Source organism: Microtetraspora malaysiensis (genome assembly GCF_050947145.1).
GTDB lineage: Bacteria > Actinomycetota > Actinomycetes > Streptosporangiales > Streptosporangiaceae > Microtetraspora_A > Microtetraspora_A malaysiensis.
Genome location: NZ_CP191998.1, coordinates 1,621,989 through 1,646,060, shown reverse-complemented (window position 1 = coordinate 1,646,060; position 24,072 = coordinate 1,621,989). Strand labels below are relative to the sequence as shown.

General features: G+C 72.5%; 19 protein-coding genes. 6 read left to right on the top strand and 13 right to left on the bottom strand.

The annotated features are described in order from the left end of the window. Window positions 1-28: 28 nt before the first annotated feature. Both ACQP1V_RS08140 and ahcY read right to left on the bottom strand, forming a co-directional pair. On the bottom strand, window positions 29-1,276 hold the full coding sequence (locus ACQP1V_RS08140) for an adenosylhomocysteinase (protein WP_067129346.1): 1,248 nt from the start codon (window positions 1,274-1,276) through the stop codon (window positions 29-31). 51 nt (window positions 1,277-1,327) lie between these two features. Continuing rightward, complete coding sequence (ahcY, locus tag ACQP1V_RS08135; protein WP_433223084.1) at window positions 1,328-2,755, bottom strand: adenosylhomocysteinase; 1,428 nt, start codon at window positions 2,753-2,755, stop codon at window positions 1,328-1,330. A 201-nt stretch (window positions 2,756-2,956) separates the two neighbouring features. Here ahcY and ACQP1V_RS08130 point away from each other — a divergent pair, with 201 nt between their 5' ends. The 3 genes from ACQP1V_RS08130 to ACQP1V_RS08120 all read left to right on the top strand — a co-directional run bounded on the left by ACQP1V_RS08130 (window position 2,957) and on the right by ACQP1V_RS08120 (window position 5,298). Beyond that, the gene (locus ACQP1V_RS08130; RefSeq protein WP_387408482.1) at window positions 2,957-3,289 is read left to right on the top strand and encodes a MerR family transcriptional regulator; all 333 of its coding nucleotides are present in this window, start codon (window positions 2,957-2,959) and stop codon (window positions 3,287-3,289) included. A 78-nt stretch (window positions 3,290-3,367) separates the two neighbouring features. Next, a complete protein-coding gene (locus ACQP1V_RS08125; RefSeq protein WP_433420449.1) occupies window positions 3,368-4,612 on the top strand; it encodes a histidine kinase in 1,245 nt (414 codons plus the stop codon). A gap of 20 nt (window positions 4,613-4,632) precedes the next feature. After that, window positions 4,633-5,298 (top strand): response regulator transcription factor, encoded by a 666-nt coding sequence (locus ACQP1V_RS08120; RefSeq protein ID WP_433425779.1) that lies wholly within the window; start codon window positions 4,633-4,635, stop codon window positions 5,296-5,298. 9 nt (window positions 5,299-5,307) lie between these two features. Here the strand turns inward: ACQP1V_RS08120 and ACQP1V_RS08115 are convergent, their stop codons facing one another. The 5 genes from ACQP1V_RS08115 to ACQP1V_RS08095 form a co-directional block, all read right to left on the bottom strand. Next, window positions 5,308-6,237, bottom strand: coding sequence for a cation diffusion facilitator family transporter (locus ACQP1V_RS08115; RefSeq protein WP_433420446.1), 930 nt, complete (start codon window positions 6,235-6,237; stop codon window positions 5,308-5,310). 32 nt (window positions 6,238-6,269) lie between these two features. Continuing rightward, a complete protein-coding gene (locus ACQP1V_RS08110) occupies window positions 6,270-7,427 on the bottom strand; it encodes an SIS domain-containing protein (RefSeq protein WP_433420444.1) in 1,158 nt (385 codons plus the stop codon). Beyond that, window positions 7,424-7,597, bottom strand: a complete 174-nt coding sequence (locus ACQP1V_RS08105; RefSeq protein ID WP_084258702.1) for a Trm112 family protein — start codon at window positions 7,595-7,597, stop codon at window positions 7,424-7,426. Before ACQP1V_RS08105 ends, ACQP1V_RS08110 begins: the two co-directional genes overlap by 4 nt. A gap of 5 nt (window positions 7,598-7,602) precedes the next feature. Beyond that, window positions 7,603-8,958, bottom strand: a complete 1,356-nt coding sequence (locus ACQP1V_RS08100) for a phosphomannomutase/phosphoglucomutase (protein ID WP_433420442.1) — start codon at window positions 8,956-8,958, stop codon at window positions 7,603-7,605. A gap of 89 nt (window positions 8,959-9,047) precedes the next feature. Then, complete coding sequence (locus ACQP1V_RS08095; protein WP_066933011.1) at window positions 9,048-9,413, bottom strand: DUF3499 domain-containing protein; 366 nt, start codon at window positions 9,411-9,413, stop codon at window positions 9,048-9,050. A 126-nt stretch (window positions 9,414-9,539) separates the two neighbouring features. Between ACQP1V_RS08095 and ACQP1V_RS08090 the strand changes: the two genes are divergently transcribed. Then, window positions 9,540-9,998, top strand: a complete 459-nt coding sequence (locus tag ACQP1V_RS08090; protein ID WP_387408476.1) for a metallopeptidase family protein — start codon at window positions 9,540-9,542, stop codon at window positions 9,996-9,998. An 11-nt stretch (window positions 9,999-10,009) separates the two neighbouring features. On the opposite strand, the gene ACQP1V_RS08085 is transcribed toward ACQP1V_RS08090, so the two are convergent. The 4 genes from ACQP1V_RS08085 to ACQP1V_RS08070 all read right to left on the bottom strand — a co-directional run bounded on the left by ACQP1V_RS08085 (window position 10,010) and on the right by ACQP1V_RS08070 (window position 16,967). Further along, complete coding sequence (locus ACQP1V_RS08085) at window positions 10,010-11,473, bottom strand: DUF5719 family protein (RefSeq protein ID WP_433420440.1); 1,464 nt, start codon at window positions 11,471-11,473, stop codon at window positions 10,010-10,012. Then, complete coding sequence (locus ACQP1V_RS08080; RefSeq protein WP_433420438.1) at window positions 11,470-14,310, bottom strand: glycosyltransferase; 2,841 nt, start codon at window positions 14,308-14,310, stop codon at window positions 11,470-11,472. The genes ACQP1V_RS08085 and ACQP1V_RS08080 overlap by 4 nt, the downstream gene beginning before the upstream one ends. Before the next feature lie 167 nt (window positions 14,311-14,477). Continuing rightward, complete coding sequence (locus ACQP1V_RS08075) at window positions 14,478-14,735, bottom strand: WhiB family transcriptional regulator (RefSeq protein ID WP_061253439.1); 258 nt, start codon at window positions 14,733-14,735, stop codon at window positions 14,478-14,480. A 192-nt stretch (window positions 14,736-14,927) separates the two neighbouring features. Continuing rightward, window positions 14,928-16,967: a hypothetical protein gene (locus ACQP1V_RS08070; protein WP_433420435.1), complete on the bottom strand. Its 2,040-nt coding sequence runs from the start codon at window positions 16,965-16,967 to the stop codon at window positions 14,928-14,930. Window positions 16,968-17,135: 168 nt separating this feature from the next. On the opposite strand from ACQP1V_RS08070, the gene cofD reads away from it, so the two are divergent. Together cofD and ACQP1V_RS08060 are read left to right on the top strand one after the other, a co-directional pair. Beyond that, window positions 17,136-18,092: a 2-phospho-L-lactate transferase gene (cofD, locus tag ACQP1V_RS08065; protein WP_433420433.1), complete on the top strand. Its 957-nt coding sequence runs from the start codon at window positions 17,136-17,138 to the stop codon at window positions 18,090-18,092. Then, entirely contained in the window at window positions 18,089-19,396 is a 1,308-nt protein-coding gene (locus tag ACQP1V_RS08060; protein ID WP_433420430.1) for a coenzyme F420-0:L-glutamate ligase, read from the top strand. Before cofD ends, ACQP1V_RS08060 begins: the two co-directional genes overlap by 4 nt. A gap of 18 nt (window positions 19,397-19,414) precedes the next feature. On the opposite strand, the gene ACQP1V_RS08055 is transcribed toward ACQP1V_RS08060, so the two are convergent. Beyond that, on the bottom strand, window positions 19,415-21,100 hold the full coding sequence (locus ACQP1V_RS08055; protein WP_433420427.1) for a substrate-binding domain-containing protein: 1,686 nt from the start codon (window positions 21,098-21,100) through the stop codon (window positions 19,415-19,417). A gap of 175 nt (window positions 21,101-21,275) precedes the next feature. Beyond that, entirely contained in the window at window positions 21,276-23,876 is a 2,601-nt protein-coding gene (locus tag ACQP1V_RS08050) for a bifunctional FO biosynthesis protein CofGH (protein WP_433420424.1), read from the bottom strand. Between the last annotated feature and the right edge of the window lie 196 nt (window positions 23,877-24,072).

Here is a 24,072-nt window from a genome sequence, read left to right as displayed (position 1 = left end):
GGAAGCACCGCCCGGACGCCGCCCGTGCTCAGGAGCCGGCGCGCCAGGAGTGCAGGTAGTCCTCCTGCTCGGCGGTCAGCTCGTCGATCGCGATGCCGGTCGCCGCGAGCTTGAGCCTGGCCACCTCGGCGTCGATGTCGGCGGGCACGTCGTACACGCCGGGCGGCAGCCGATCCGCCTCACCGGCGAGCCAGGCGATGGTGAGGGCCTCGGCGGAGAACGACATGTCCATGACGGCGGCCGGGTGCCCCTCGGCAGCGGTCAGGTTGACGAGGCGGCCCTCGGCGAGCAGGAGGAGCCGTTTGCCGTCCGCCAGGACGTACTCGTCCACGTTGGGGCGCACCCCGTAGTTCACCGACGCGGCCAGCCCCTCCAGGGCGCGAACGTCGATCTCGACGTCGAAGTGGCCCGCGTTGGCCAGGATGACGCCGTCCTTCATCACCGACAGGTGCTCGCCCCGGATGACGTCGCGGTTGCCGGTGACGGTGACGAACACGTCGCCCACCCGCACGGCCCGCCCCATCGGGAGCACCTCGTAGCCCTGGAGCGCCGCGTCGAGCGCCTTCACCGGGTCGATCTCGGTCACGACCACCCGCGCGCCGAGCCCCTTGGCCCGCTCGGCCACGCCGCGCCCGCAGAACCCGAACCCGGCGACGACGACGGTCCGCCCGGCGAGCAGCGCGTTCGTGGCCCGCATGATGCCGTCGAGGGTGGACTGGCCGGTGCCGTACCGGTTGTCGAACATCCGCTTGGTGCGGGTGTCGTTGACCGCGACGACGGGGAATTCCAGCGCCCCCTCGGCGGCCATCTGGCGCAGCCGGATGATCCCGGTCGTGGTCGCCTCACAGCCACCGCGCACGGCGAGCTCCGTGCGCTCGGTGTGCAGAATGTTGACCAGGTCGCCCCCGTCGTCGAGCACGATGTCCGGGGAGACGTCCAGCGCCTGGTGGATGTGCCGGTAGTACGTCTCCATGTCCACCCCGGCCCGGGCGCGTACGGCGATGCCGTACGCGCCGAGGGCGGCGGCGACGTCGTCCTGCGTGGACAGCGGGTTGGAGGCGGCCAGCGCGATCTCCGCGCCGCCCGCCCGGAGCGCGCCCATCAGAACGGCGGTCTCCGCCGTCACGTGCAGGCAGGCGGCGACGCGCAGGCCGTCCAGCGGCCGCTCGTCGGCGAAGCGCGCGGCGATCGCGGTGAGCACCGGCATCGACCGCCGCGCCCACCCGATGCGCCGCTCGCCCGCCTCGATCAGGTCGGTCAGCTCGCGCGCCGTCATCGTCGTCCCCGCCCGCCGGTCGTCCCGCCCGGGTCCGGCCGGATTGCTCGATCAGTAGCGGTAGTGGTCCGGCTTGTACGGCCCCTCGACGTCGACGCCGATGTACTCCGCCTGCTTCTTGGTCAGCGTGGTCAGCTTGACGCCGAGCGCGTCGAGGTGCAGCCGGGCCACCTTCTCGTCCAGGTGCTTGGGCAGCACGTAGACGCCGACCGGGTACTGCTCGGTCTTGGTGAACAGCTCGATCTGGGCGATCACCTGGTTGGTGAAGGAGTTCGACATCACGAAGGACGGGTGGCCCGTCGCACAGCCCAGGTTCATCAGGCGGCCCTCGGCCAGCACGAGGATGGAGTGGCCGTCGGGGAAGATCCACTCGTCGACCTGCGGCTTGATGTTGTTCCGCTCGATGCCCGGGATGCGGGTCAGCCCGGCCATGTCGATCTCGTTGTCGAAGTGGCCGATGTTGGACACGATCGCCTGGTGCTTCATCTGCGACATGTGCTCGGCGGTGATGATGCCGAAGTTGCCGGTCGTCGTGACGAAGATGTCCGCGATGCCGACGACGTCCTCCAGCGTGGTCACCTGGAAGCCGTCCATCGCCGCCTGCAGGGCGCAGATCGGGTCGATCTCGGTGACGATCACGCGGGCACCCTGGCCGCGCAGCGCGTCGGCGCAGCCCTTACCCACGTCGCCGTAGCCGCAGACCACGGCCACCTTGCCGCCGATCAGCACGTCGGTGGCGCGGTTGAGGCCGTCGATGACCGAGTGGCGGCAGCCGTACTTGTTGTCGAACTTCGACTTGGTGACGGAGTCGTTGACGTTGATCGCCGGGAAGAGGAGCCGGCCCGCCTTGTGCATCTCGTACAGGCGGTGCACGCCGGTGGTGGTCTCCTCGGTGACGCCCTTGATGTCCTCGGCGATCCGGGTCCACCGCTTGTCGTCGGAGACCGTACGGCGCAGCGTCTCGAGGATGACGCCCCACTCCTCGGGGTCGTTCTCATCGGCGACCGGCACGACACCGGTCTCTTCGAACTCGGCGCCCTTATGGACGAGGAGCGTGGCGTCGCCGCCGTCGTCGAGGATCATGTTCGGGCCGGAGCCGTCGGGCCACATGAGCGCCTGCTCGGTGCACCACCAGTACTCCTCCAGGGTCTCGCCCTTCCAGGCGAAGACCGGCACGCCGGAGGGGCTGTCGACCGTGCCCTCGGGGCCGACGACGACCGCGGCGGCGGCGTGGTCCTGCGTCGAGAAGATGTTGCAGCTCACCCAGCGGACGTCGGCGCCGAGCGCGACCAGCGTCTCGATGAGCACGGCGGTCTGGATCGTCATGTGCAGCGAGCCCATGATCTTCGCGCCCTTGAGCGGCTGCGCGGCGGCGTACTCCCTGCGGGTCGCCATCAGTCCGGGCATCTCGTGCTCAGCGAGTCGGATCTCCTTGCGGCCGAACTCCGCAAGTGAAAGGTCGGCGACCTTGAAGTCCATGTGTGTCCCTCCGTATCAGTCGCCTGCGAGTTTAGGCGTCCCGCGCGGCACGACGCACGCCGAGAGGTCCGAACCTGACACAAGAATGTAAGGTTCACGCCTTCGGGGCTGCCAAAGGGCCGTCGCGGTGTCTACCGTTGCCACGGGGACGTCACGCGACGGGGCGTCGCCGGGGGAACGGGGAACGGAGCGGGGAGCCCGATGCGGATCACAGAGGCGGCCAAGCGGCTCGGCATGTCGCCTCGCATGCTGCGGTACAGGGAGGCGCTGGGGCTGCTGCCGCCCATCCGCGACCAGGGCGCGCACCGCAGGTTCGGCCCGGAGGAACTGGGGGCCGTCGGCCAGGCCCTGGAGCTGGAGCGCCGTTTCGACGTCTCCCCCGCCGAACTGGCCTTCGCCCTCCGGGCGCTGTCCGAGCCCGCGGTCGCCCAGGCCGTACGGGACCTGGGCGTGCGGATCGGCCGCATCCAGGCCCCGCGCCGGGCGCTGGACTTCGAGAAGGAGAAGGCCCTGCGCCTGCTCAGAAACCGCTGACCTGGCCGATGACTCAGTGGATGAGTTCACTCGAAAGAGTGACGACGCCATATCCGGACATCCGCCACAATTCCCGTCATGAATCACACGGCGAAGCTCGACAAGGTTGAGCGGCAGGTGGCGGATCTCGATCTCCGGAGGATCATCGAGTCCCCTCTCCTCGACATCGTCATCGGTGTCGGCCTCTTCCTCCTCGCGCTGGACCGGCTCGGGGCGTTCCTCGGCTACCTCAACACCCTCCAGGTGCTCGCGGCCGGGCTCGCCACCCTGCCGCACATCCTGCGCCGTCGGATGCCCCTCGTCGTCGTGGCCCTGACCGCCCTCGGAGCGCTCGGCCTGGTGTACCTCGGAGGCGGCAACATCTTCGGCCTGTCGGCCCCTGTCTACGCGTCGGGGCTGCTGTCCGCCTACACGGTCTTCCGTCAGGTGCGCCGGGGGACCTCCTGGCTCCTCTGCGGTGTCGCGATCGTCCTCCCCATCCTTCTTGGTTTCTGGTACCGCTTCCCCTTCGCGACGCCCTCCACCCTTACGTGGCAAATGGTCGTCGCCCAGGTGCCGCTTAGAGCTACACCTTTCATGCTGGCCGCGGCGGCGCTGGCCGCGGCGGCGTTCCTCGCCGACGTACGGCGCAGCCGAACCGAGGTGCGGCAGGCCCGGGCCGACAATGTGGAGGCACTGCGCGAGCAGGCCGCCATGGGCGAGCGGGCCAGGATCGCCCGCGAGATGCACGACGTGGTGGCCCACTCGATCTCGCTGATCGCGGTCCGGGCGGAGGCGGCGCCGTACACGCTCAAGGACCTCCCCGATCCGGTCCGGACCGAGTTCGCCGAGATCGCCACGTCGGCGCGGGAGACGCTGGGCGAGATGCGCAGGCTGCTCGGCGTGCTGCGGGCCGACAGCGGCGCGGAGACCGTACTCGCTCCACAACCGGGGCTGGAGCGAGTACACGAGCTCATCGAGGGACACGGCGGCGACGTGGACCTCGACATCGTCGGCGAGGAGCGACCGCTGCCGCAGGCGGTGGACGTGTCGGCCTACCGCATCGTCCAGGAGTGCCTGGCCAACGCCCGCGCCCACGCCCCCGGCGCGCGGGTGTCCGTCGAGCTGGCCTATCAGCCGAACCTCCTGTCCATCCGGGTGGCCGACGACGGCCCCGGCCCCGCCTCGGACGCCTCGGGCGGGCACGGCCCCGCCTCGGACGCCTCCGGCGGGCACGGCCTGATCGGGATGCGGGAGCGCGCCCTCGCGCTGGGCGGCTGGTTCAGCGCCGAGCGCGGCCCGAACGGCGGCTTCCTCGTCCGCGCGGGGCTCCCGACCGAATGACCGACTCCGCAACCGCGACGATGACCAGCGTCATCGTCGCCGACGACCAGCCCGTGGTGCGGCGCGCGTTCGCCGCCATCCTCGACGCCCAGCCGGACCTCACCGTGGCCGGGACCGCCGCCGACGGGGCGCAGGCCGTACGGCTCGCCCACGCCGTACGGCCGGACGTCGCGCTGATGGACATCCGGATGCCCGAGATGGACGGCATCGAGGCGGTCCGGCGGATCGTCGCCGACCTCCCCACCCGGCCCATCATGATCACGACGTTCGACCTGGACGACTACGTCTACGACGCGCTCGCGGCGGGCGCCGCCGGGTTCCTGCTCAAGGACGTGACGGCCGCCTCGCTTGTGGAGGCGGTGCGGATCGTCGCCAGGGGCGACGCCCTGCTCGCGCCGAAGGTGACGCGGCGGCTGATCGCCGAGTTCGCGCAGCGGCACCGCAGGGCCCCTCGAGCACCGGACGGCACGCCGCTGACGCCCAGGGAGACGGACGTGCTGACGCTGATCGCCCGCGGCATGTCGAACGCCGAGATCGCCGCCGAGCTGGTGGTGTCCGAGCACACCGTGAAGACACACGTGGCGCGCCTGCTGGCCAAGCTGGGCCTGCGCGACCGCACCCAGGCGGTCGTCCACGCGTACGAGACGGGCCTGGTCAGGGCGGGGACGGGCGGGGCTCGGGAATGAGCGGCGGGCTCAGCTCACCGGCGCGTTGCTTGAGCGGTAGAGGTCGGGCTCCAGGTAGATGACCCGGGCGATCGGCACGGCCTCGCGGATGCGCCGCTCCGCCTCGTCGATCCCCTGGGCGACCTGCGCCGCCGTGTCGTCGTGCTCGACCGCGATCTTGGCCGCGACCAGCAGTTCCTCGGGGCCGAGGTGCAGCGTCCGCATGTGGATGACCCGGGTGACCTCCGGAGCGCCTTCGAGCGCCGCGCAGATGCGCTCCTCGACCTCCGGGGCGGCGCTCTCGCCGATCAGCAACGACTTCGTCTCCACAGCGAGGATGACCGCGATCGCCGCGAGCAGCAGGCCGATCATCAGCGTGCCGATGCCGTCCCAGATCCCGTCGCCGGTCACGACGGCCATCGCCACACCGAACAGCGCGAAGAGCAGGCCGAGCAGCGCGCCGAAGTCCTCAAGCAGGACGACGGGCAGCTCGGGGGCCTTCGCCCGGCGGATGAACGAGAACCACGAGTGGTCGCCCTTGAGGGGGCGCGACTCTTTGATGGCGGTGCGGAACGAGAAGCCCTCGGCGATGATCGCGAAGATCAGCACCCCGAAGGCCCACTGGGGCGCCTCCACCGGGTGCGGGTCGGAGATCTTGTGCCATCCCTCGTAGATGGAGAACAGAGCGCCGACCGTGAACAGCACGACCGCCACCACGAAGGCGTAGAAATAGCGCTCGCGCCCGAAGCCGAACGGGTGCCTGCGGGTGCGCGCCCGCTCCGCCCGCCTGCCGCCGATCAGGAGCAGCGCCTGGTTGCCCGAGTCGGCCACCGAGTGCACCGATTCGGCGAGCATGGAGGACGACCCCGTGAAGAGGAACGCCACGAACTTCGCAACCGCGATCGCCAGGTTGGCGCTCAGCGCCGCGATGATCGCCTTGGTACCGCCACCCGCGCTCACAGAACACTCCTCACGAATCGACCAGAGGGATCCTATTGGGAAACCCTGGCCCGAAGCTCAGCGATGACCGACATCGGCGCGGGGTCGAGGCCGTAGCCGAGAGCGAGGTAGACAGCGGCGAAATCGCCCAGGCCGACCAGCGCGGCCAGCCGCTCGAACGGGTGCGCACCCTCGGACGCGATCTCCGAGACCGGTACGCCACGGTCCTGCGCGAGCCGCAGGGACGTCTGGCGGCACTCGGCCACCTGCGGGTGCTCGTCGGCGTCGCGCAGCAGGAACAGCCGCACCCGTGCCCGGGGGCCGGACGCCTCGTCGTCGCCGAAGTCCTCGAAGATGTCCCGGGCGGCAAGGGGTCCGTCGAGGACGCCCGCCTGGTCGTGCGCGGCCTCGGGCAGCGCGCCCCAGACGGCGGGACAGCCGGCCTGCTCGGCGAGCTGCGCCGCCAGCCGGTGCGCGGCCACGGCGGCGATCGGCGCGGTGCCCCAGATCATGGGGATGCCGTCGGCGAGCTCCATGGCGAGGGTCTTGCCGGGGTTGATGAAGGAGTCGCTCGCCGGCCGGCACCGGTGCGCGATGTCCTCAAGGCGCTGCGCCGCCGCCTCGAAGACCGGCTCGTCCGCGTCGGTCAGACCGAGCGCGGACGCGGCGACCAGCAGCGGCACCGCGAGGCCCCACATGGTCGCCTGGGGCTGGCCCGCCACCGACGAGATCGGCACGAAGGGCGCCCCGGCCTGCGCGGCGAGCGCGCTGAGCGGGGTGTCCGCCGGGCCCGCCGCGAGCAGCGAGCACCCCCGGCGCACCGCCTCGGCCCCGAGCGCGAGCGCCTCGTCGCCCCGCCCGGTGAACGACAGCACCATGACCAGGTCGGCCGCGCCGATCCAGCCGGGCAGGCGGTAGCCCCGGACGGTCACGACCGGCACGGGCGCGCCCGGCCCGCAGACCGCGTTCAGGACGTCGCCCGCGATCCCCGCGGCGCCGACGCCCGCCACCACCAGGGCGCGCGGCCTGCCCTGCCCGGCCACCCGGGCCGCCCCCGTCTCCACCGCGGCGCGGTACGCGGCGCGGATCTGGGCGGCCGAGGACGCCACGGTGCGGAGCATGCCGGACGGATCGCCGTCCGCAAGGCACGCCTGGTCGTCAAGCCTGCTCGGGTCGAACCGGGGGACGGACGCCCCGCCCGAGAGCGTCATGCCTTACGCGCCTCGTCCACGAGCAGGACGGGGATGTCGTCGCGCACGGGATACACGAGCCCGCACGACTCGGAGGTGCACGCCAGCTCGTCGGCGTCCGCGCACGGCCGCAGCGGGGACTTGCACGCCGGGCAGGCGAGGACGTCCAGCAGCCAGTCGTCGATCTTCAAATCTGTCAGCTCCTTAGGGCGGCGAGGACCTCGTCCCGCACGGCCGCCATCTTCTCCTCGTCGGCCGCCTCGGCGTTCAGGCGCAGCAGCGGCTCGGTGTTGGACGGGCGCAGATTGAACCACCAGTCGCGGCCGTCCACCGTAAGGCCGTCCAACTCGTCGAAGGTAACACCCTCACGACCCGTGAAGGCCCAGCGCACGGTCTCCAGGGCGGCGGCCTGGTCGGCGACCTCGCTGTTGATCTCGCCGGACGCGGCGTAGCGGGAGTATCGCCCGAGCAGCTCCGACAACGGCCGCTCCTGACCGCCGAGCGCGGCGAGCACGTGCAGCGCCGCGAGCATCCCGGAGTCGGCGAACCAGAAGTCACGGAAGTAGTAGTGCGCGGAGTGCTCGCCGCCGAAGACGGCGCCGGTGTGGGCCATCTCCGCCTTGATGAAGGAGTGGCCGACGCGGGTGCGGACCGGGACGCCCCCGTGCTCACGCACGATCTCGGGCACGCCCTTGGAGGTGATCAGGTTGTGGATGATCGTGGCGCCCGGGTGCCGGGCCAGCTCGCGTGTCGCGACCAGCGCGGTGATCGCGGACGGGGAAACGGACTCGCCGCGCTCGTCGATCACCCAGCACCGGTCGGCGTCGCCGTCGAAGGCGATGCCGACGTCGGCGCCCTGCTCGACGACGGCCTTCTGCAGGTCCACCAGGTTCGCCGGTTCGAGCGGGTTGGCCTCGTGGTTGGGGAAGCTGCCGTCGAGCTCGAAGTAGAGCGGGGTCAGCTCCACGGGCAGGCCGGCGAACACCTCGGGCACGGTGTATCCGCCCATGCCGTTGCCCGCGTCGACCACGACCTTGAGCGGCCGGACGCCGGAGAGGTCGACGAGCGTCTTGAGGTGCGCGGCGTACCCCGCGAGCACGTCCCGCTCGGTGACCGTGCCCGCGCCGGGCGTGCCGCCGAGGCCCGACTCCAGCAGCTCGGCGGCGCGGTCGCGGATCTCGCCGAGACCGGTCGCGCTGCCGATCGGCACCGCTCCCGCGCGGCACATCTTCATGCCGTTGTAGCGGGCGGGGTTGTGGCTGGCGGTGAACATCACGCCGGGCAGCCCGAGACTGCCGCTGGCGTAGTAGAGCATGTCGGTGGAGCCGAGCCCGGCGTTCACCACGTCGGCCCCGCGCGAGGTCGCGCCGCGCGCGAAGGCGGCGGCCAGCGGGCCGGACGACGCGCGCATGTCGTGCGCGATCACGAGGGAACGTGCCTGTGTCACCTCGGCGAAGGCCGCCCCGACCGCCTCCGCGATCCGCTCGTCGAACTCGCCCGGTACGACGCCGCGCACGTCGTACGCCTTGAAGATCTTGGTGAGGTCGCCCACCGCAGCCCCCCATCGTTGGATTTGCCGCGCCCGAGCCTACAAGGCGCCACCGACACGGCGCGCGTGATCCGTCGGCGGCCGGTCGGTCGTCACCGCTCCCGGTTGGGCTGGGCGGACTTGAGCACCCTCAGGTGACCGCGGCGGCCGACCTCGACGGCCTGACCGACGGGCTCGCCCGCGGCGGGCGCGGGCCGGGCGGCCTCGCGGACCGCGTTGGCGAGGGCTTCCAGATCGTCGCCGCTCGGCGCTCCGGGCTCGGACGGGAGCCGCACGACCTCCCAACCCCGGGGGGCGGTGAGCCGTTCCGCGTGCTCGGCGCACAGGTCGTAGCAGTGCGGCTCGACGTACGTCGCGAGGGGGCCGAGAACCGCGGTCGAGTCGGCGTAGACATACGTGAGTGTGAAGACGGCAGGCTGCCTGCAGGCGGTACGGGAACAGCTGCGGACGGGGCTCACGGAGGGACCGTATCCGGTCCGCGTTCACATTGCCACCACCCTGCCGCTCTTAACGAGCGTGTCGCCACAATCCGGACACCGCCTCACCCTCGGTACGGCGCGCCGCCACTCCTTTAAGCTGGCCGCGTGAGCGAGCGAAGCGGAGATTCCCGGCGCCGGGTGCGGCGGCGCGACCGGCACGGCCGCGGGCTGCGCGGACCATTGGCGCCGTCGCACGTCCCGATCGCGAAATCGCGCGGCGAACGCTTCGACGACCTGGTCCTCGACGCGGTGGACCGGCTGAAGCCCCGGTGGGGCAAGCAGCTCGCGACGATGGAGTTCGCGGTGGAGGAGGTGCCGCCGCCGGCCGAGCTGATCGACGGCCCGGCGCGGCTGGAGAGCGACCCGATCCCCTTCGGCCGGGCGGAGACCGCGGCGGGATCGGAGCCCGCGGTCGTGGTGGTCTACCGCCGTCCCCTTGAGGCGAGGGCGCGCGACCGCGACCAGCTGGGGGCGCTGGTGAGCGACGTCATCGTGGAGCAGGTCGCCAGCCTGCTCGGCCTCACCCCGGAGACGATCGACCCCGGATACGACGACCGGCACTGACCCCGCGCCTGCTACGGCAGGACCGCGCCCGGCCACTCGGCGGTGACGGGCACCAGCGCCCAGGTCCGCGCCTGCGCCAGCGGCTGCACGGTGAGCAGCACGCCTTCCGGGGTGTCCTCGCTCAGCACTCGTCCGCCGTACACGGGGCCCGATCCGGCCACCGGCATGACGTGGACCGCGAAGCCGGAGCCCGAGCCCGCCGGCGGCTTGAGTTTGATCTCCTTGCTCCGGGCGGCGGGCAGCGCCACCTCGACCGGCGCGGCCGGGGCGCCGTTCTGCGGCAGGATCCGGATCCGCACCGTCGCGGCGCCGAAGGGCGCGGACAGCACCAGCCGGGACTGCTGCCCGCCGGCCTTGGCGGACTTCGCGCCCGGACCGCCGTCGGCGACCACGCTGCCGAGGTCGATCGGCGCGGCGCCCGCGATGAAGGCGACGTCCTGTCGCGAGCCCGTACCGGTCATCCTCATCCCGGCCACGATCGGCTGGTCGGCGGTCAGCACCAGGGCGCCGGCCTGGCCTCCGACGCCCGTGGTCAGGTCGAGCGTGGTCGTGGAGCCGGCCGGCACCTCCACGGTCTCCTTGTTCTTCAGCGCGTACGAGCCGTCCTTCAGCACCGCCTTCACCTGGACGACGGCGTCCTGCTCGCCGGGGGTGGCGACGTACAGCTCGCGCTGGCCCGCGCTGCCCGGGATGCCGGGCACGACCACGCGGGTGGACGGCGGCGCGGCGGCGGGGAGCCAGTCCACCCCGCGGCCCTCTCCCAGGGACGCCCGGACCGCGGCGGCCACCCGGCCGCCGCTGGTGGTCACCTGCACGGCCATCACCAGCGGCGACGGCGCGAGGTCACGCAGCTTGACCTCGCGGTACTCGCCGGGCTTGATCACCATGCCGTTGCCGCGGTCGGAGAGCACCGGCCCCTCGCCCGCGTAGATCATGACGGCGACGTCGGCCGCGGCCTCGTCGGAGTTGGCCAGGTGGAGGGTGATGTCGGCGGCGGCCGGGCCGGGCCCGATGAACCACGCCTCGGCTCCGGGCTCGACGCAGCGCACGCCGGACAGCCCCCGCAGCGCCCCGGAGGTGACGCGGGTGGTCTGCGCGGCCTCCAGGCCCGCCGCCGCCGCGCCCATCCCGGCGACCGTGACCGGCCGGGTGCGCGGCGGGACGTCCCGCCGCCACAGCGCGCCGACCTTGTCGAGCGTGGCCAGCGGCTTGCCGCCCTTCATCTGCTCGACCGTGGCCGCGCCGGACCCGCCGTTCCCGGCTCCCTGATCGGCGGGGGGCGTGATCACGCTCAGCCGGCCGCCGCCGGGGTCGGGGCACACCATGGACACCGACTCCACCGCCGTCTTGACCTTCTGGGCCGCCTTCGGCGGCACGGGCGCGGGACGGCTGACGAAGGCCACGCCGTACAGCGCTCCGAGCACGACCAGCACCAGGGCGAGCAGGCCGAAGCGGTTCTCGATCAGACCCTTCATGCGGGCACCCGCTCCTCGGGGTTTCTCGGACGTCTCCGGGAGGTCCGGGCCGGCTCCGGCGCGTCGCCGTAGTCGTCGTACTGCTCCGCCGTACGGGCGCCGGGCGAGGCCAGGACCAGCACGAGCGCGACCAGGGCCGCCTGCGCCCACAGCCAGGTCCGGTGCCATCCGTCACCCCCGGCCGGAGGGCGCGGCACCGTGACCGTGCCGACCACGCGCCACAGCCCGCCCACCTCCGAGAGGCTCATCCGCGCCAGCGCGGGCTCGGAGTCGAGCGCTCGCTGCAGCGAGATCTCCACGGGGCCGGGCGCGGTGACGAACTGGATGCCGTAGGCGGCGAGCGTCCGCACGTCGTCGCCGCCCCTGCCGGAGGCGAGGCCCGCGACGGCCGCGCCGACCCGGGCGGTGTCCGCCTCCGGCGAGCGGAGGTCGGACTCGCCGATCAGCGGCGCGCGTCCCGGCAGGATCGTGTACGTCAGGCGGCCGCCCTCAGGGCGCATGAGCAGCGTGCGTTCGCCGCGCGGCGAGAACGCGGCGGCGAGCGGCGGCAGGGGATCGCGCAGGTCGCCGCGCAGCGGGCCGCCCGCCCCGCCCGCGATCCACAGGCCGGCCGCGGCCAGCGGCGTGGCGAAGGCCACCACGACGATCAGCAGGGCGCCCAGCCGCCGCATTACACCCGCCGCGCGGAACTCGGCGATCCGGTGCGCGGTGAGCGCGGTGGCGACGAGCAGGCCGGTGGCGGCGAACGCCAGCGGGACACCGGGCCACTCGCCGAGCCTGCCCACCACGACCGCGAGCAGCACGCCGAACAGCGTGACCCCCCAGCCGATCGCGACGACCGTCTGGTGGCGGCGCAGCAGCAGCGCGCCGAGGGCGACCGCGACCAGGCCGCCGGTGACCCAGACGGGCGGCGTCCCCGGCCCGCCGGGGTTGAGCATGAGCAGGGCCTCCGCGCTCACCCGCGGGTCGGCGAGCGCGGGGTCGGCCAGCCCCGATTCGAGCAGGATGCGGCGCGGCTCCCGGACGATCTCGACGAGCCAGGGGAACAGCAGGACGATCGGCGTGCCGAGGCCGATCCCCAGGGAGAGGCCCGCACCGCGCCGGATGCCGCCGAAGGACACGGCGGCGAGCCCGCCGAGGATGGCGACCATGACGTAGACGAGCGGATCGAACGCGGCGCCGACCGCGAGGAGCAGGCCGAACCCCCACGCGGCGCGGCGCGACCCGGCGACGACCCGGGTGGCGAGCGCGGCGTAGCCCGGGATCAGGATGAGGATCAGCGCGGTGCCGACCCGGCCGGCCGCGATCACGCCGGTCGCCACCGGCAGCAGGGCATAGGTCGCGGCCAGCCACACCCGGGCCGGGGTGTAGGAGATCATCCGCCTGGTCGCGACGTACGCGGAGAGCCCGGCGAGGGGCACGCAGCCGAGCAGCAGGACGGACACGGCCAGCGCGGTGTTGCCGAAGAAGAGGGTGGACAGCGCCGCGATGACCGCCACGTACGGCGGGGCCCAGGTGTCCGAGCCGAGTCCGGCGACGTGGTGGTTCTCGGTGTAGAGCCGCCACAGGTCGGAGGCGCCGCCGGTGACCGGGACGAGCGCGCCTCCGCCGAGCAGCCCGCCGCCGGTGAGCAGCGGCCACGCGGCGGCCACGGTGATCCCGGTGAGCAGGAGGAAGAGCAGCACCCCGGGGCTGGAGGTGATCCGCTGGAACAGCCCGGAGTCGGTGAGCAGCTCGTCGCCGTCGTCCTCGGCGGCGCCGGCGGCGTGGTGCCGCCCGGCCGAGTCGACCGGCCCCTCCCCCGCGAGGTACCGCTGGACCATGTCGGCCAGCCGCCGCCAGGTGGCACCGGGCGGGGTGAACAGCCGCGCGACCGCGGGATATCCCTGTTTCCTGCCTTTCTTCCGCGCCCGCCGGGCCTTGATGAGCCGTCCGGGACGGCCAAGGACCGAGCCGAGCGCGGCGAGCTCGTCCAGCGCGTTGGCCGGCTGCTTGGCGAGGAGGAAAAGGACCGTGCGGGCCAGTGAGCCGGCGATGTTGCGGAAGATCGAGCGGACCAGCGCCAGGAACGGCAGGTTCGCCATGATCACGAACAGGCCGTTGCGCCGGTCGAGGCGGCGGGGGTGGTCGTCGCTGACGGCGATCCGCCTGCGGCGCCGGGACGCCGCCTCCGCGTGCCAGGCGACGGCGGTGGTCACGTTGAGCACGCGGTGTCCAGCGATCCTGGCCCGCCAGCACAGGTCGAGGTCGTCGCGGAAGAGCGGCAGCACCGGGTCGAGCCCGGCCAGCTCCTCCCACACGTCGCGGCGGATCAGCATGCCCGCGGTCGAGACGGACAGGACGTCGACCACGCCGTGGGGGCCGTCGTGCTGGCCCTGGTCGTACTCGCGGGGTTCGAGCCCGGTGTCCCTGCGCCCGGATCGGCCGACGGTGGCACCGATCTCCAGCAGGACGCGCCGGTCGAGCCAGTCACGGAGCTTCGGTCCGAGGATCGCGGCCTTGGGGTTCTCGTCGGCGGCCCGCAGCAGCGCGCTCAGCGCGTGCGGGTCCGGAGCGCAGTCGTCGTGGAGCAGCCAGAGCCACTCCTGCCCCTGGGCGCGCGGAAGGCGTCGCACGACCTCGTGGACCGCCGCGCCGAACCCCGCGGAGCGGGGCAGGCTCAGCACGCTGCCCTGGCCGAACGCCTCGGCGAGGAGCCGGCCGCTTCCGTCACGGCTGCCGTTGTCGACGCCGGCGACGCGGTCGAGCGGCCGAGACTGGCGGAGCACCGCGTCGAGCGTCTCCTTGAGCCATCGGGCGCCGTCGTGAGCGACGACGATCGCGGTGACGGAGTGCACGTGGATGAGTCCTCGGGGGGTTGTCCCGCGATCTCATTACACGTCACGAAGCCGCGGGGGATTTCAGGTCAAGCGCGACAACCCTACGGCACCCCACGCTGAACCGATCAAACCGAGAGCCTTAAAACGCCGGCGGGGCCACGCGCCGATCGCGTGGCCCCGCCGAATCACACCGCCTGGCGCTTGATCCGGCGCCGTTCCCGCTCCGACAGCCCGCCCCAGATGCCGAACCGCTCGTCGTGTTCGAGCGCGTACTCAAGGCACTCCGCTCTCACCTCGCACGAGCGGCACACCTTCTTGGCCTCTCGGGTGGAGCCACCCTTCTCCGGAAAGAACGCTTCCGGGTCGGTCTGAGCGCACAACGCACGCTCTTGCCACCCAAGATCCTCACCGTCGAGCGCCTGTGCCATGACCTGGTCGGCCATTGCACACCTCCCTGTCGCTCGCCAGCCCACAATGGAGCCCCCCATGGAACGCCTTCCTGGTTACCCAGTTATTGGAAGGCGTAACAACATGACTGTAATTACACGCGCGTCTCGCGTGTGGCGTCAAGCGGCATACCGATACCCGGGGAAAGACCAGCTTGCCCCGGTTTCGCGACCCTTGTGTTAGCCGTATCAGCGTTGGGAACCGTACCAGGGGGCCTGCGGGTCAGATCCGTGACCTGCCTGCTCTGTGCTCACACCTTCCTCAAGCTTTGCCTGCGACCGCTCGGGAGCGTAGATCGCGGTCGGATCAATGGTGTCCTCGCGACGCGACGGCCCGCTGAGCGGGTCCCCTTGATAGAGGTTGGCGTCGAAACGCATGGTCTGGTCGCTCGGGGCGGAGTATCGGGAGGGCTCGGGCGTCTGGGAGTGCCCGAGCGGGTTGTCGTAGTAGTCGGGATAGTCCTGGGGCGCGGTCTGGGAGCCGGCGTAGTCCACCGGCTGGGAGTGCTGCTGGTAGTTCTGCGCCTGCTGGTAGGCCGCCGCGAGCTGCTGCTCCCTCGGGTCCACGCCCGGCTCGTACGGCCGGGACGGGTCGAAGGCCGTGGCCGGCTGCTCGAACGAGGAGCCCTGGTCGGCCCCCTGGCCGCCGAAGTGGCCGCCCTGGTGGCCGGAGAACGCCCCCTGGCCCTGCTGCCCCTGCTGGCCATAGGGCTGCTCGGCCTGCTGGCCGTACGCCTGCTCGGCCGGGTGACCCTGCTGGCCGTACGGCTGCTCGGCCTGCTGACCCTGCTGGCCGTACGACTGCTCGGCCTGCTGACCCTGCTGGCCGTACGACTGCTCGGCCGGGTGGCCGTAGGACTCCTGCTGGTACGGCTGGGCCTGCTCGGCGGCCGGGTAGCCGGGCTGGCCGAAGCCCTGGTCGGCGTACCCCTGGTTGGCGTAACCGGGCGTCTCGGTCTGGGGCGCCGGCGGGAACGGGGAGCCGTCCTGCCGGGACCCGAAGGCGCCGTAGCCCGCGCCCTCGCCCTGCTGCCCGGCGTAGCCGTGCTGGTCGAACATCGGACCCTGCGGCGGCTGGGAGTAGCCGCCGGTCTGCTGCTGGAACGCCTGCGGAGCGGGCTGCACCGGCTGGACGGGCTGCACCGGCTGCGGCTGCGGCTGCGGCTGGCCGGGCCCGGGCTGGTGGGGCGCCTGCTGCTGGGAGGGCTGCTGGGCGCCGTACGGCACGACCGCGGCGGCCGAAGGCTCGGAGGCGTACGCCGGGGAGTCGGAGCCGTAGCCCTGGGCGCCGAACTGGCCGGCGGGCTGGGCGTCCTGCTGGGGGAAGCCCTGGGTACCCTGCGCGTACCCGTCCTGGTAGCCCTGCCCCGGCGCGTACGGCTCGGCGGGCGAGGGGTTCTGGACCGGCGACGGGGAGGCGGGGGAGCCCGGCCCGGCGGCCGCGGCGGCGAAGGGCTGCTGGTCGTGCTGCGGCCGGCCGTACGGGGACTCCTGCTGGCCGAAGGACGAGTCCTGGGACTGACCGAACCCGCCGTCCTGCGGGTGACCGAAAGACGAGTCCTGACCCTGACCGAATCCGCCGTCCTGGGCCTGTCCGAAGGACGGCTCCTGCCCGGGGATGTACGCCTGCTCCAGCTGGGTGGGCGCGAAGGAGGGGCTGCCCTGCGCGCCACCGCCCTGAACCGGCTGCACCGGCGAGACGGGCTGAATCTGGGGGGCCTGGAGCGCCTGCTGCGGGTTGTAGCCGCCGAAGCCCTCCTCGGGGAAGCCGCGGAACCGCTCCTCGGAGCGGGCTGCTCCCCTGCGCGGCACGTCGGCGCCGATGGAGCTCCGGGCGAACAGCATCCCGACGGCGGTGAGCGCGACCTGGGGCAGCGCCAGGATCAGGTATTCGATCTTGTCGCCGAACGACCCGCCGGCGAAGAACCCGATGACCATGGTGACCAGGCCGAGCAGGGTGGCCAGGCCGAGCAGGGCCATGGTGCCGAGGTTGACCAGCCGGGCCCGAGCCGTGGGGTCGCCCGCCCGGGTCACCAGCAACACCGCGGCCGCGGCCAGCGCAGTGGGCACGGGACTCACGAACGCCGGCAGGGTCGCCATGGCGCGCAGCGTGAACGAACTCGACCCGAAGAAGAGGTGGACGACGCCGAGGAGGACGTTGGTGGCGACCACCGCCAGCATGATCCATGCGGCAGGCTCGCGCAGCCGTCCGGTATCAACCCTGAGCACCACTACCCCCAACGCCTTCCAAAAGACACTCGGGGAAGTTTCGCACAAGAGCGACTTTGGTGTCGGTAGACGCAAGAACCTCATCTTATTACAAGTGTTGCCTACGTCACATTTAGCCTCATATGAGGCGCGTGCCGCCGTCGACCAGCCGAGTGCGAGACTGGCCGCATGCGCATCGTTTGCCTCGCCGGCGGGATCGGCGGCGCCCGTTTCCTCCGCGGCCTCAAGGCGGCCTGTGTCGAAGCCGCTCCCGAAGAGCCCGCCGAGATCACCGTCATCGGCAACACCGGAGACGACATCACCCTGTTCGGCCTCCGGGTCTGCCCGGATCTCGACACCGTGATGTACACCCTCGGCGGCGGCATCAACGAGGAGCAGGGCTGGGGCCGCACCGGCGAGACGTTCACCGCCAAGGAGGAGCTGGCCGCCTACGGCATGGAGCCCCAGTGGTTCGGGCTGGGCGACCGCGACTTCGCGACCCACATCATCCGCACCCAGATGCTCGCCGCGGGCTATCCCCTGTCGCAGGTCACCGAGGCGCTGTGCGCGCGCTGGCAGCCCGGCGTACGGCTACTGCCCATGACCGACGACCGGGTCGAGACCCACGTCGTCGTCGAGGACGAGCAGGGCAGGCGCGCCATCCACTTCCAGGAGTGGTGGGTGCGGCTGCGCGCCTCGATCCCGGCCCGCCAGATCGCCCTCGTGGGCGCGGACGAGGCGAGCCCGGCGCCCGGCGTGCTCGACGCCGTACGCGAGGCCGACTTCGTGATCCTTCCGCCGTCCAACCCGGTGGTGAGCATCGGCACGATCCTCCAGATCCCCGGCATCAGGTCCGCCCTCTGCGAGAAGACCGTCGTCGGTGTCTCCCCGATCATCGGCGGCGCGCCGGTGCGCGGCATGGCCGACGCCTGCCTGACCGCCATCGGGGTCGAGACGAGCGCCCAGGCCGTTCTGGAGCTGTACGGCTCGGACCTGGTCAACGGCTGGCTCGTGGCCGAGGAGGACAAGGCCGTCTCCCTTTACGGCGTGGCCGTCGAGGCGCGTCCCCTCCTCATGGACTCCCCCGAGGCCACCAGGGACATCGCCGCCGCCGCGCTCACGCTCGCCCGCGGGCTCGCCTCGTGACCGCGCGCGAGGACGGCGTCGTGTCCCGTGTCACGATCACCGGCGTCCCCGGCCTGCCCGAGATCCGGCCGGGCGACGACATCGCCGCCCTGGTGACGGACGCCGTACCCGACCTGGCCGACGGCGACATCCTCGTCGTGACATCCAAGATCGTGAGCAAGGCGGAGGGCCAGGCCCGGCGGAGCGACAGCCGCACCGAGGCGATCATGGAGGAGACCGCGCGGGTGGTCGCCCGGCGCGGCGACACGGTCATCAGCCAGACCCGGCACGGGTTCGTGATGGCGGCGGCCGGGGTGGACGCCTCGAACACCGAGCTCGGCACGATCCTGCTGCTGCCGGAGGACTCCGACGCCTCGGCGCGGCGGATCAGGAAGGGCGTGCGGGCCCGGTCCGGCGCCGACGTAGGGGTGATCGTCTCCGACACCTTCGGACGTCCCTGGCGGCACGGGCTGACCGACGTGGCGATCGGTGCGGCCGGGGTGCGGCCGATGGACGACTTCCGGGGCGCGACCGACGCGTACGGGAACCCGCTTCGGGCGACGGTGACCGCGCTGCTCGACGAGATCGCGGCGGCGGCCGAGCTGGCCAAGGGCAAGCTCGCCGGAGTGCCGGTCGCGGTCGTGCGCGGGCTCGGCCACCTCGTGACGAGCGAGGACGGCCCGGGGGCGCGCGTCCTGGTCCGCCCTCCGGACGAGGACATGTTCCGGTACGGCTCCGCCGACGTGGTCTTCGCCCGCCGGACGATCCGGGAGTTCTCCGCCGCCCCGGTGGATCCGGAGGCGGTCCGGCGGGCGGTGGCCGCGGCCGTCGCCGCCCCCGCGCCGCACCACACGACCCCGTGGCGGTTCGTGCTCGTCGAGACGCCCGAGGCGCGTACGGCGCTGCTGGACGCGATGCGGGACGCCTGGATCGCCGACCTGCGCGGCGACGGCTTCTCCGAGGAGTCGATCGCCCGGCGGATCAGGCGGGGTGAGGTGCTCAGGAACGCCCCCTACCTGGCCGTTCCGTGCCTGGTGATGGACGGGTCGCACACCTATCCGGACGCGCGCAGGAACGCCGCCGAGCGCGAGATGTTCGTCGTCGCGGCCGGCGCGGGTGTACAGAACTTCCTGGTCCAGCTCGCGGTGGAGGGCCTCGGCTCGGCCTGGGTGTCGTCCACCATGTTCTGCCGGCCGGCCGTACGCGAGGTGCTCGGCCTGCCGGAGAGCTGGGACCCGATGGGCGCGGTCGCCATCGGCCACGCCGCGGCGCCTCCCAGGGACCGGCCGCCGCGGGACGCCGCCGACTTCGTGGTCACCCGCTGACGGCCGCGCCGCCCGGGCTCAGCCCGCCGAGCCCGGGCAGGTCGGGTGGCACAGCCGCCGGGCCAGCGCCGAGAGGAAGACGTCGATGATCTGGCCCGGCTGCTCGGCCACGTAGAGCTGGCCGTTGGTGACCGAGACGATCTCGTTCAGCGCGTTCCTGTCGGCGCCCGCGCCGAAGGCGACCACGATGATCTGCACCGGCCGCTCGGGGTCCCACTCCGCGCGCAGCGCCTTGACCAGCTCGGCCCGGGAGAGGCCGTTCCCGTCGTCCTTGCCCGCGGTGAGCAGGAGCAGCGAGTTGTTCATCAGCGGGTCGTAGTCCCCGGACACCTCGCGGAATCCGGCCAGGATCGAGTCGTACAGGGAGCTGGTCCGGCCGGGGAGCGCGCGGATGCCGTCCGCGATCCGGAACAGGCTGGTCCTGCGGATCTCCTGTCCCGAGTCGGGCTTGGCGATCGAGCCGAGGCTGACCAGCTCGCGTTTGTCCGCCCGTCCGGCGATGTGCCGGGCGAACTCCCACACGCCGATGGAGGTCTCGTCCGGGAACATCCGGATGCCGATCTTGGCGGCCTCGATCGCCACGTCGAGCCGGGTCTGGCCGCCCGCCCTGATCGGCTCCGCGGTCTCCTTGGAGACGTCGGCGAGGACCAGGATCCTGGTCGGCGGCGCCAGCCTGCTCCAGGCCTCCAGCGCCTCGTCGATGACCTCCGGGGTGATCGAGGGGCGCGGGTCGGGCGCGTCCGCCGGGATGTCCGGGCCGACCGGGAACGGCGGCTCCCCGCCGTCCGCCGTGCGGAAGCCGTCGCGGCGCATGGCCTCCTGCGTCTCGGCCGAGCGCAGCCAGCTCGCGAACAGCCGCGACCCCGCCGACCGGTCCGGCTCCGCCGAGGTCACGACGTACGGATAGTCGAGGGTGATCGTGCCCTCCTTGGGGTGGAGGGCGACGGCGGGCGCGGCGCCCGCCATCTGGTTGTGCGCCCACACCGACTGCTCGGGGACGACCACGACCGGACGCGCCCAGAAGCCGGGAGCGTCGACGGCGCCGAGCATGCTCCGGTAGTCGGGGGCGGATCCCGCCTGCGCCATCCGCACGAAGGCGGTGAGCTGCTTGCCCGCGTCCGGCCCCGTCCCGACGATGTCCCGGGCCGCGGCGACGGCGGCGATGCCCGCGCCGGAGACCGATGGGTCGGGGACGCGGACCACGTCGGGCTCGCGCTCCGTGGGCTCCAACCGGCCCCGTACGGTGGCGGGGAAGAGCATGTCCCAGCTCATCGCCGTGCCTCCGGCCGCGAACCGGTGCGCGAGCGGCCGGCTGGTGGCGAACACCAGCGGAGACGTGGCGACGACCGTCTCCCCCGACGCGACTCCCTGCGCGCCCTGCTTGCGAGCCAGCCGCACCCAGGCCGAGGAGTCGGCGATCCAGCCGTCCGGACGGCGCGGCAGGACCCCCGCGCGGTCGCCGATCAGGGTGCGCAGCACGGGCGCCGGCGGCTGCTCGGCCACCTGGACCTTGACGCACCGCCCGTCCACCTCGGCCCCGCTGTCGTTGAACAGCCGGGCCGCCTCCATGACGGGCGGCGCGATGTCCACCGCGGCGGCCACCGCGACCACGACCGGGTCGCGGACAGAACACGTTCCGGGCGCCGCGCCCACGAAGCGCACGGCCACTCCCACCAGGAGAAGCGCCGTCCCCGCGCCCGCCATGAGAAGGCGCCTCCGCACGGGAGGGCGCGGCTGGTCAGCGGATGTCGCGGCGCGGTGACGTCCGTACGGCACGGGCATGACCCCTCTCAGGCAAGGGATCACGATTGTGCCTAGCCGCCCGGTGCGGGACGCAAGCCCCTCGACGGGGAATTTGTAGAACTTGTTATAAGAACGCTCACAGGACCGGCAGGGTCCTCCTGACGCTCTGGCACACGCCGTCGCTGCGTTCGGCCGCGGCGATCCGCTCCGGGGTCGGCACGCCGTACTCCGTGGTCCGCTGTCGCAGCGGGCGGCCCGTGGGGGCGACCATCGCGGCGATCTCGCTGATGGTCTTGTAGGAGCCGTTCTCCGAGCCGGCCATCCGGCTGATGGTCTCCTCCATCAGGGTGCCGCCGAGGTCGTTGACGCCTCCGGCGAGCACCGAGCGGCACAGGTCGTCACGGAGCTTGACCCACGAGCACTGGATGTTCGGGATCGCGCCGTGCAGCATGATCCGGGCCAGGGCGTGGACGGCGCGGTTCTCGCGCGCGGTGGGCCCGGGGCGCGCGATCCCGGCGAGGTAGATCGGGGCACTGTGATGCACGAACGGCAGTAGCACGAACTCGCGGAAGCCGCCCGTCTCCTCCTGGATGTCGCGGATGAGGCGGATGTGACGGACCCAGTGCTCGTGCGTGTCGACGTGGCCGTACATCATGGTCGAGGTCGTCGGGATGCCGGCCCGGTGCGCGGCGGTGATCACCTCGATCCACTCGGCGGCCGGAAGCTTGCCCTTGGTCAGCACCCAGCGGACGTCGTCGTCGAGGATCTCGGCGGCGGTCCCCGGCAACGAGTCCACCCCCGCCTCCTTGGCCGCGTGCAGCCACTCGGCAATGGACAGGTTCGTCCGGGCGGCGCCGTTGACGACCTCCATCGGCGAGAAGGCGTGGACGTGGATGTCCGGGCAGCGCTCCTTGACCGCGCGGGCGATGTCGAAGTACGCGGTTCCGGGCAGGTCGGGGTGGATCCCGCCCTGCATGCAGACCTCGGTGGCGCCCGCGTCCCACGCCTCGGCCGCCCGGTCGGCCACCTCGGAGAGCGACAGCGTGAAGGCGTCGGCGTCCGTACGACGCTGCGCGAAGGCGCAGAACCGGCACCCGGTGTAGCAGACGTTGGTGAAGTTGATGTTGCGGTTGACGACGTAGGTGACGTCGTCGCCCACCGCCTCGCGGCGCAGGCCGTCCGCGATCCGGGTCAGCTCGTCGAGGCCCGCGTCGTCCGCGCCCACGCCGTTCTGGTCCCCGGCCAGGCCGAGCAGGGCCAGCGCCTGCTCGTCGGTCAGCGCGGCCGGGTCGCGCTCCGCGACGCGCAGCGCCTCCCGTACCTCGGCGGCCACCCGGCCGGTGGTCGCGGGGCGGGGCAGCCGGGCGCGGAGGGCGTCCCAGTCGCCGTAGACACTGTCGAAGTCGGCCCGGCGGTCGGCCGTCCGCCCCTCGGAGTCGATCGCGACGTGCAGGTCGGCGCGGCCGCTACTCGCCGCCGCGGCCTGGAAGCCGCCGTCGGGCTCCTGCCAGGGCCGCCCCTCCGGTGTCACGCCCTCCCGGGCCAGGCCGGTACGGGGGTCGGCCAGGGCGGCGACGTGCTCGCGCAGCCGGGGGTCGAGCCACGGCTCCCCAGCCACCACATATTCCGGATATATCGTGAGCCGTTCCTTGAGCTCGAACCCGGCGGCCGCCGTACGCGCGGCGAGGTCGTCGATCTGGGGCCACGGGCGTTCGGGGTTCACGTGATCGGGCGTGAGCGGTGAGATGCCGCCCCAGTCGTCGATGCCCGCGCGGATCATCAGGGCGTACTCGTCGTCCACCAGATTCGGCGGCGCCTGGATCCTGACCTTGGGGCCGAGCACGAGCCGGGCCACGGCGATCGTCGCGGCGAGCTCCCGCAGGTCGGCGTCCGGCATGCCGCGCATCGCCGTGTCCGGCTTGGCGCGGAAGTTCTGGACGATCACCTCCTGGATGCCGCCGTACTCCCTGGCGACGCGGCGGATCGCGAAGATCGACTCGGCGCGGTCCTGAACCGTCTCACCGATGCCGATCAGGATGCCGGTGGTGAACGGCACGCTGGTGCGCCCGGCGTCCTCCAGTACGCGCAGCCGTACGGCCGGGTCCTTGTCGGGTGAGCCGTAGTGCGCCTGGCCCTTCTCGGCGAAGAGCCGCTCGGACGTGGTCTCCAGCATCATCCCCATGGACGGGGAGACCGGCTTGAGCCGCTGGAGGTCCCGCCACGTCATCACGCCGGGGTTGAGGTGCGGCAGCAGCCCGGTCTCCTCCAGCACCCGCACCGCCATGGCCCGCACGTACGACAGGGTGTCGTCGTAGCCGTGCGCGTCCAGCCACTCGCGCGCCTGGTGCCAGCGGTCCTCCGGGCGGTCTCCCAGCGTGAAGAGGGCCTCCTTGCAGCCCAGCGCCGCACCCTGACGGGCGATCTCCAGCACCTCGTCCGGCGGCAGGAAGGGGCTGTCGAGCTTGTGCGGCGCGGTCGCGAACGTGCAGTAGCCGCAGCGGTCCCGGCACAGCCGGGTCAGCGGGATGAAGACCTTCCTGCTGTAGGTGACGACCCCCGAGCGACCCACGGCCGCCAGCCCGGCGTCCCTGACCCGTGCGGCGTGGTCGAGCAAGGTCTCCAGGTGATCGCCTCGGGCCTGCAGCAGGACGACGGTCTCGGTGACGTCGAGGGCCTTGCCGTCCCGCGCCCGAGCCAGTGCGCGCCGCAGCGCGGCGTCCGTGGGGTTCGCGCTCATGGGCTGCACATTACGGCGCGCCCCGGCGACGGCACCCGGCGGGGGCGATCATCGATTCAGCATCCCTTAAGAGATAGTGGAGAACATTTCAATAGACGTGAATAGATGCACGGGCACATACTTGAGGCATCACCCAACGCCACCGAGCCGCCACCGGTTCGGCCGTCCCCTCGCAAGGAGTCCGCCATGAGCTGGT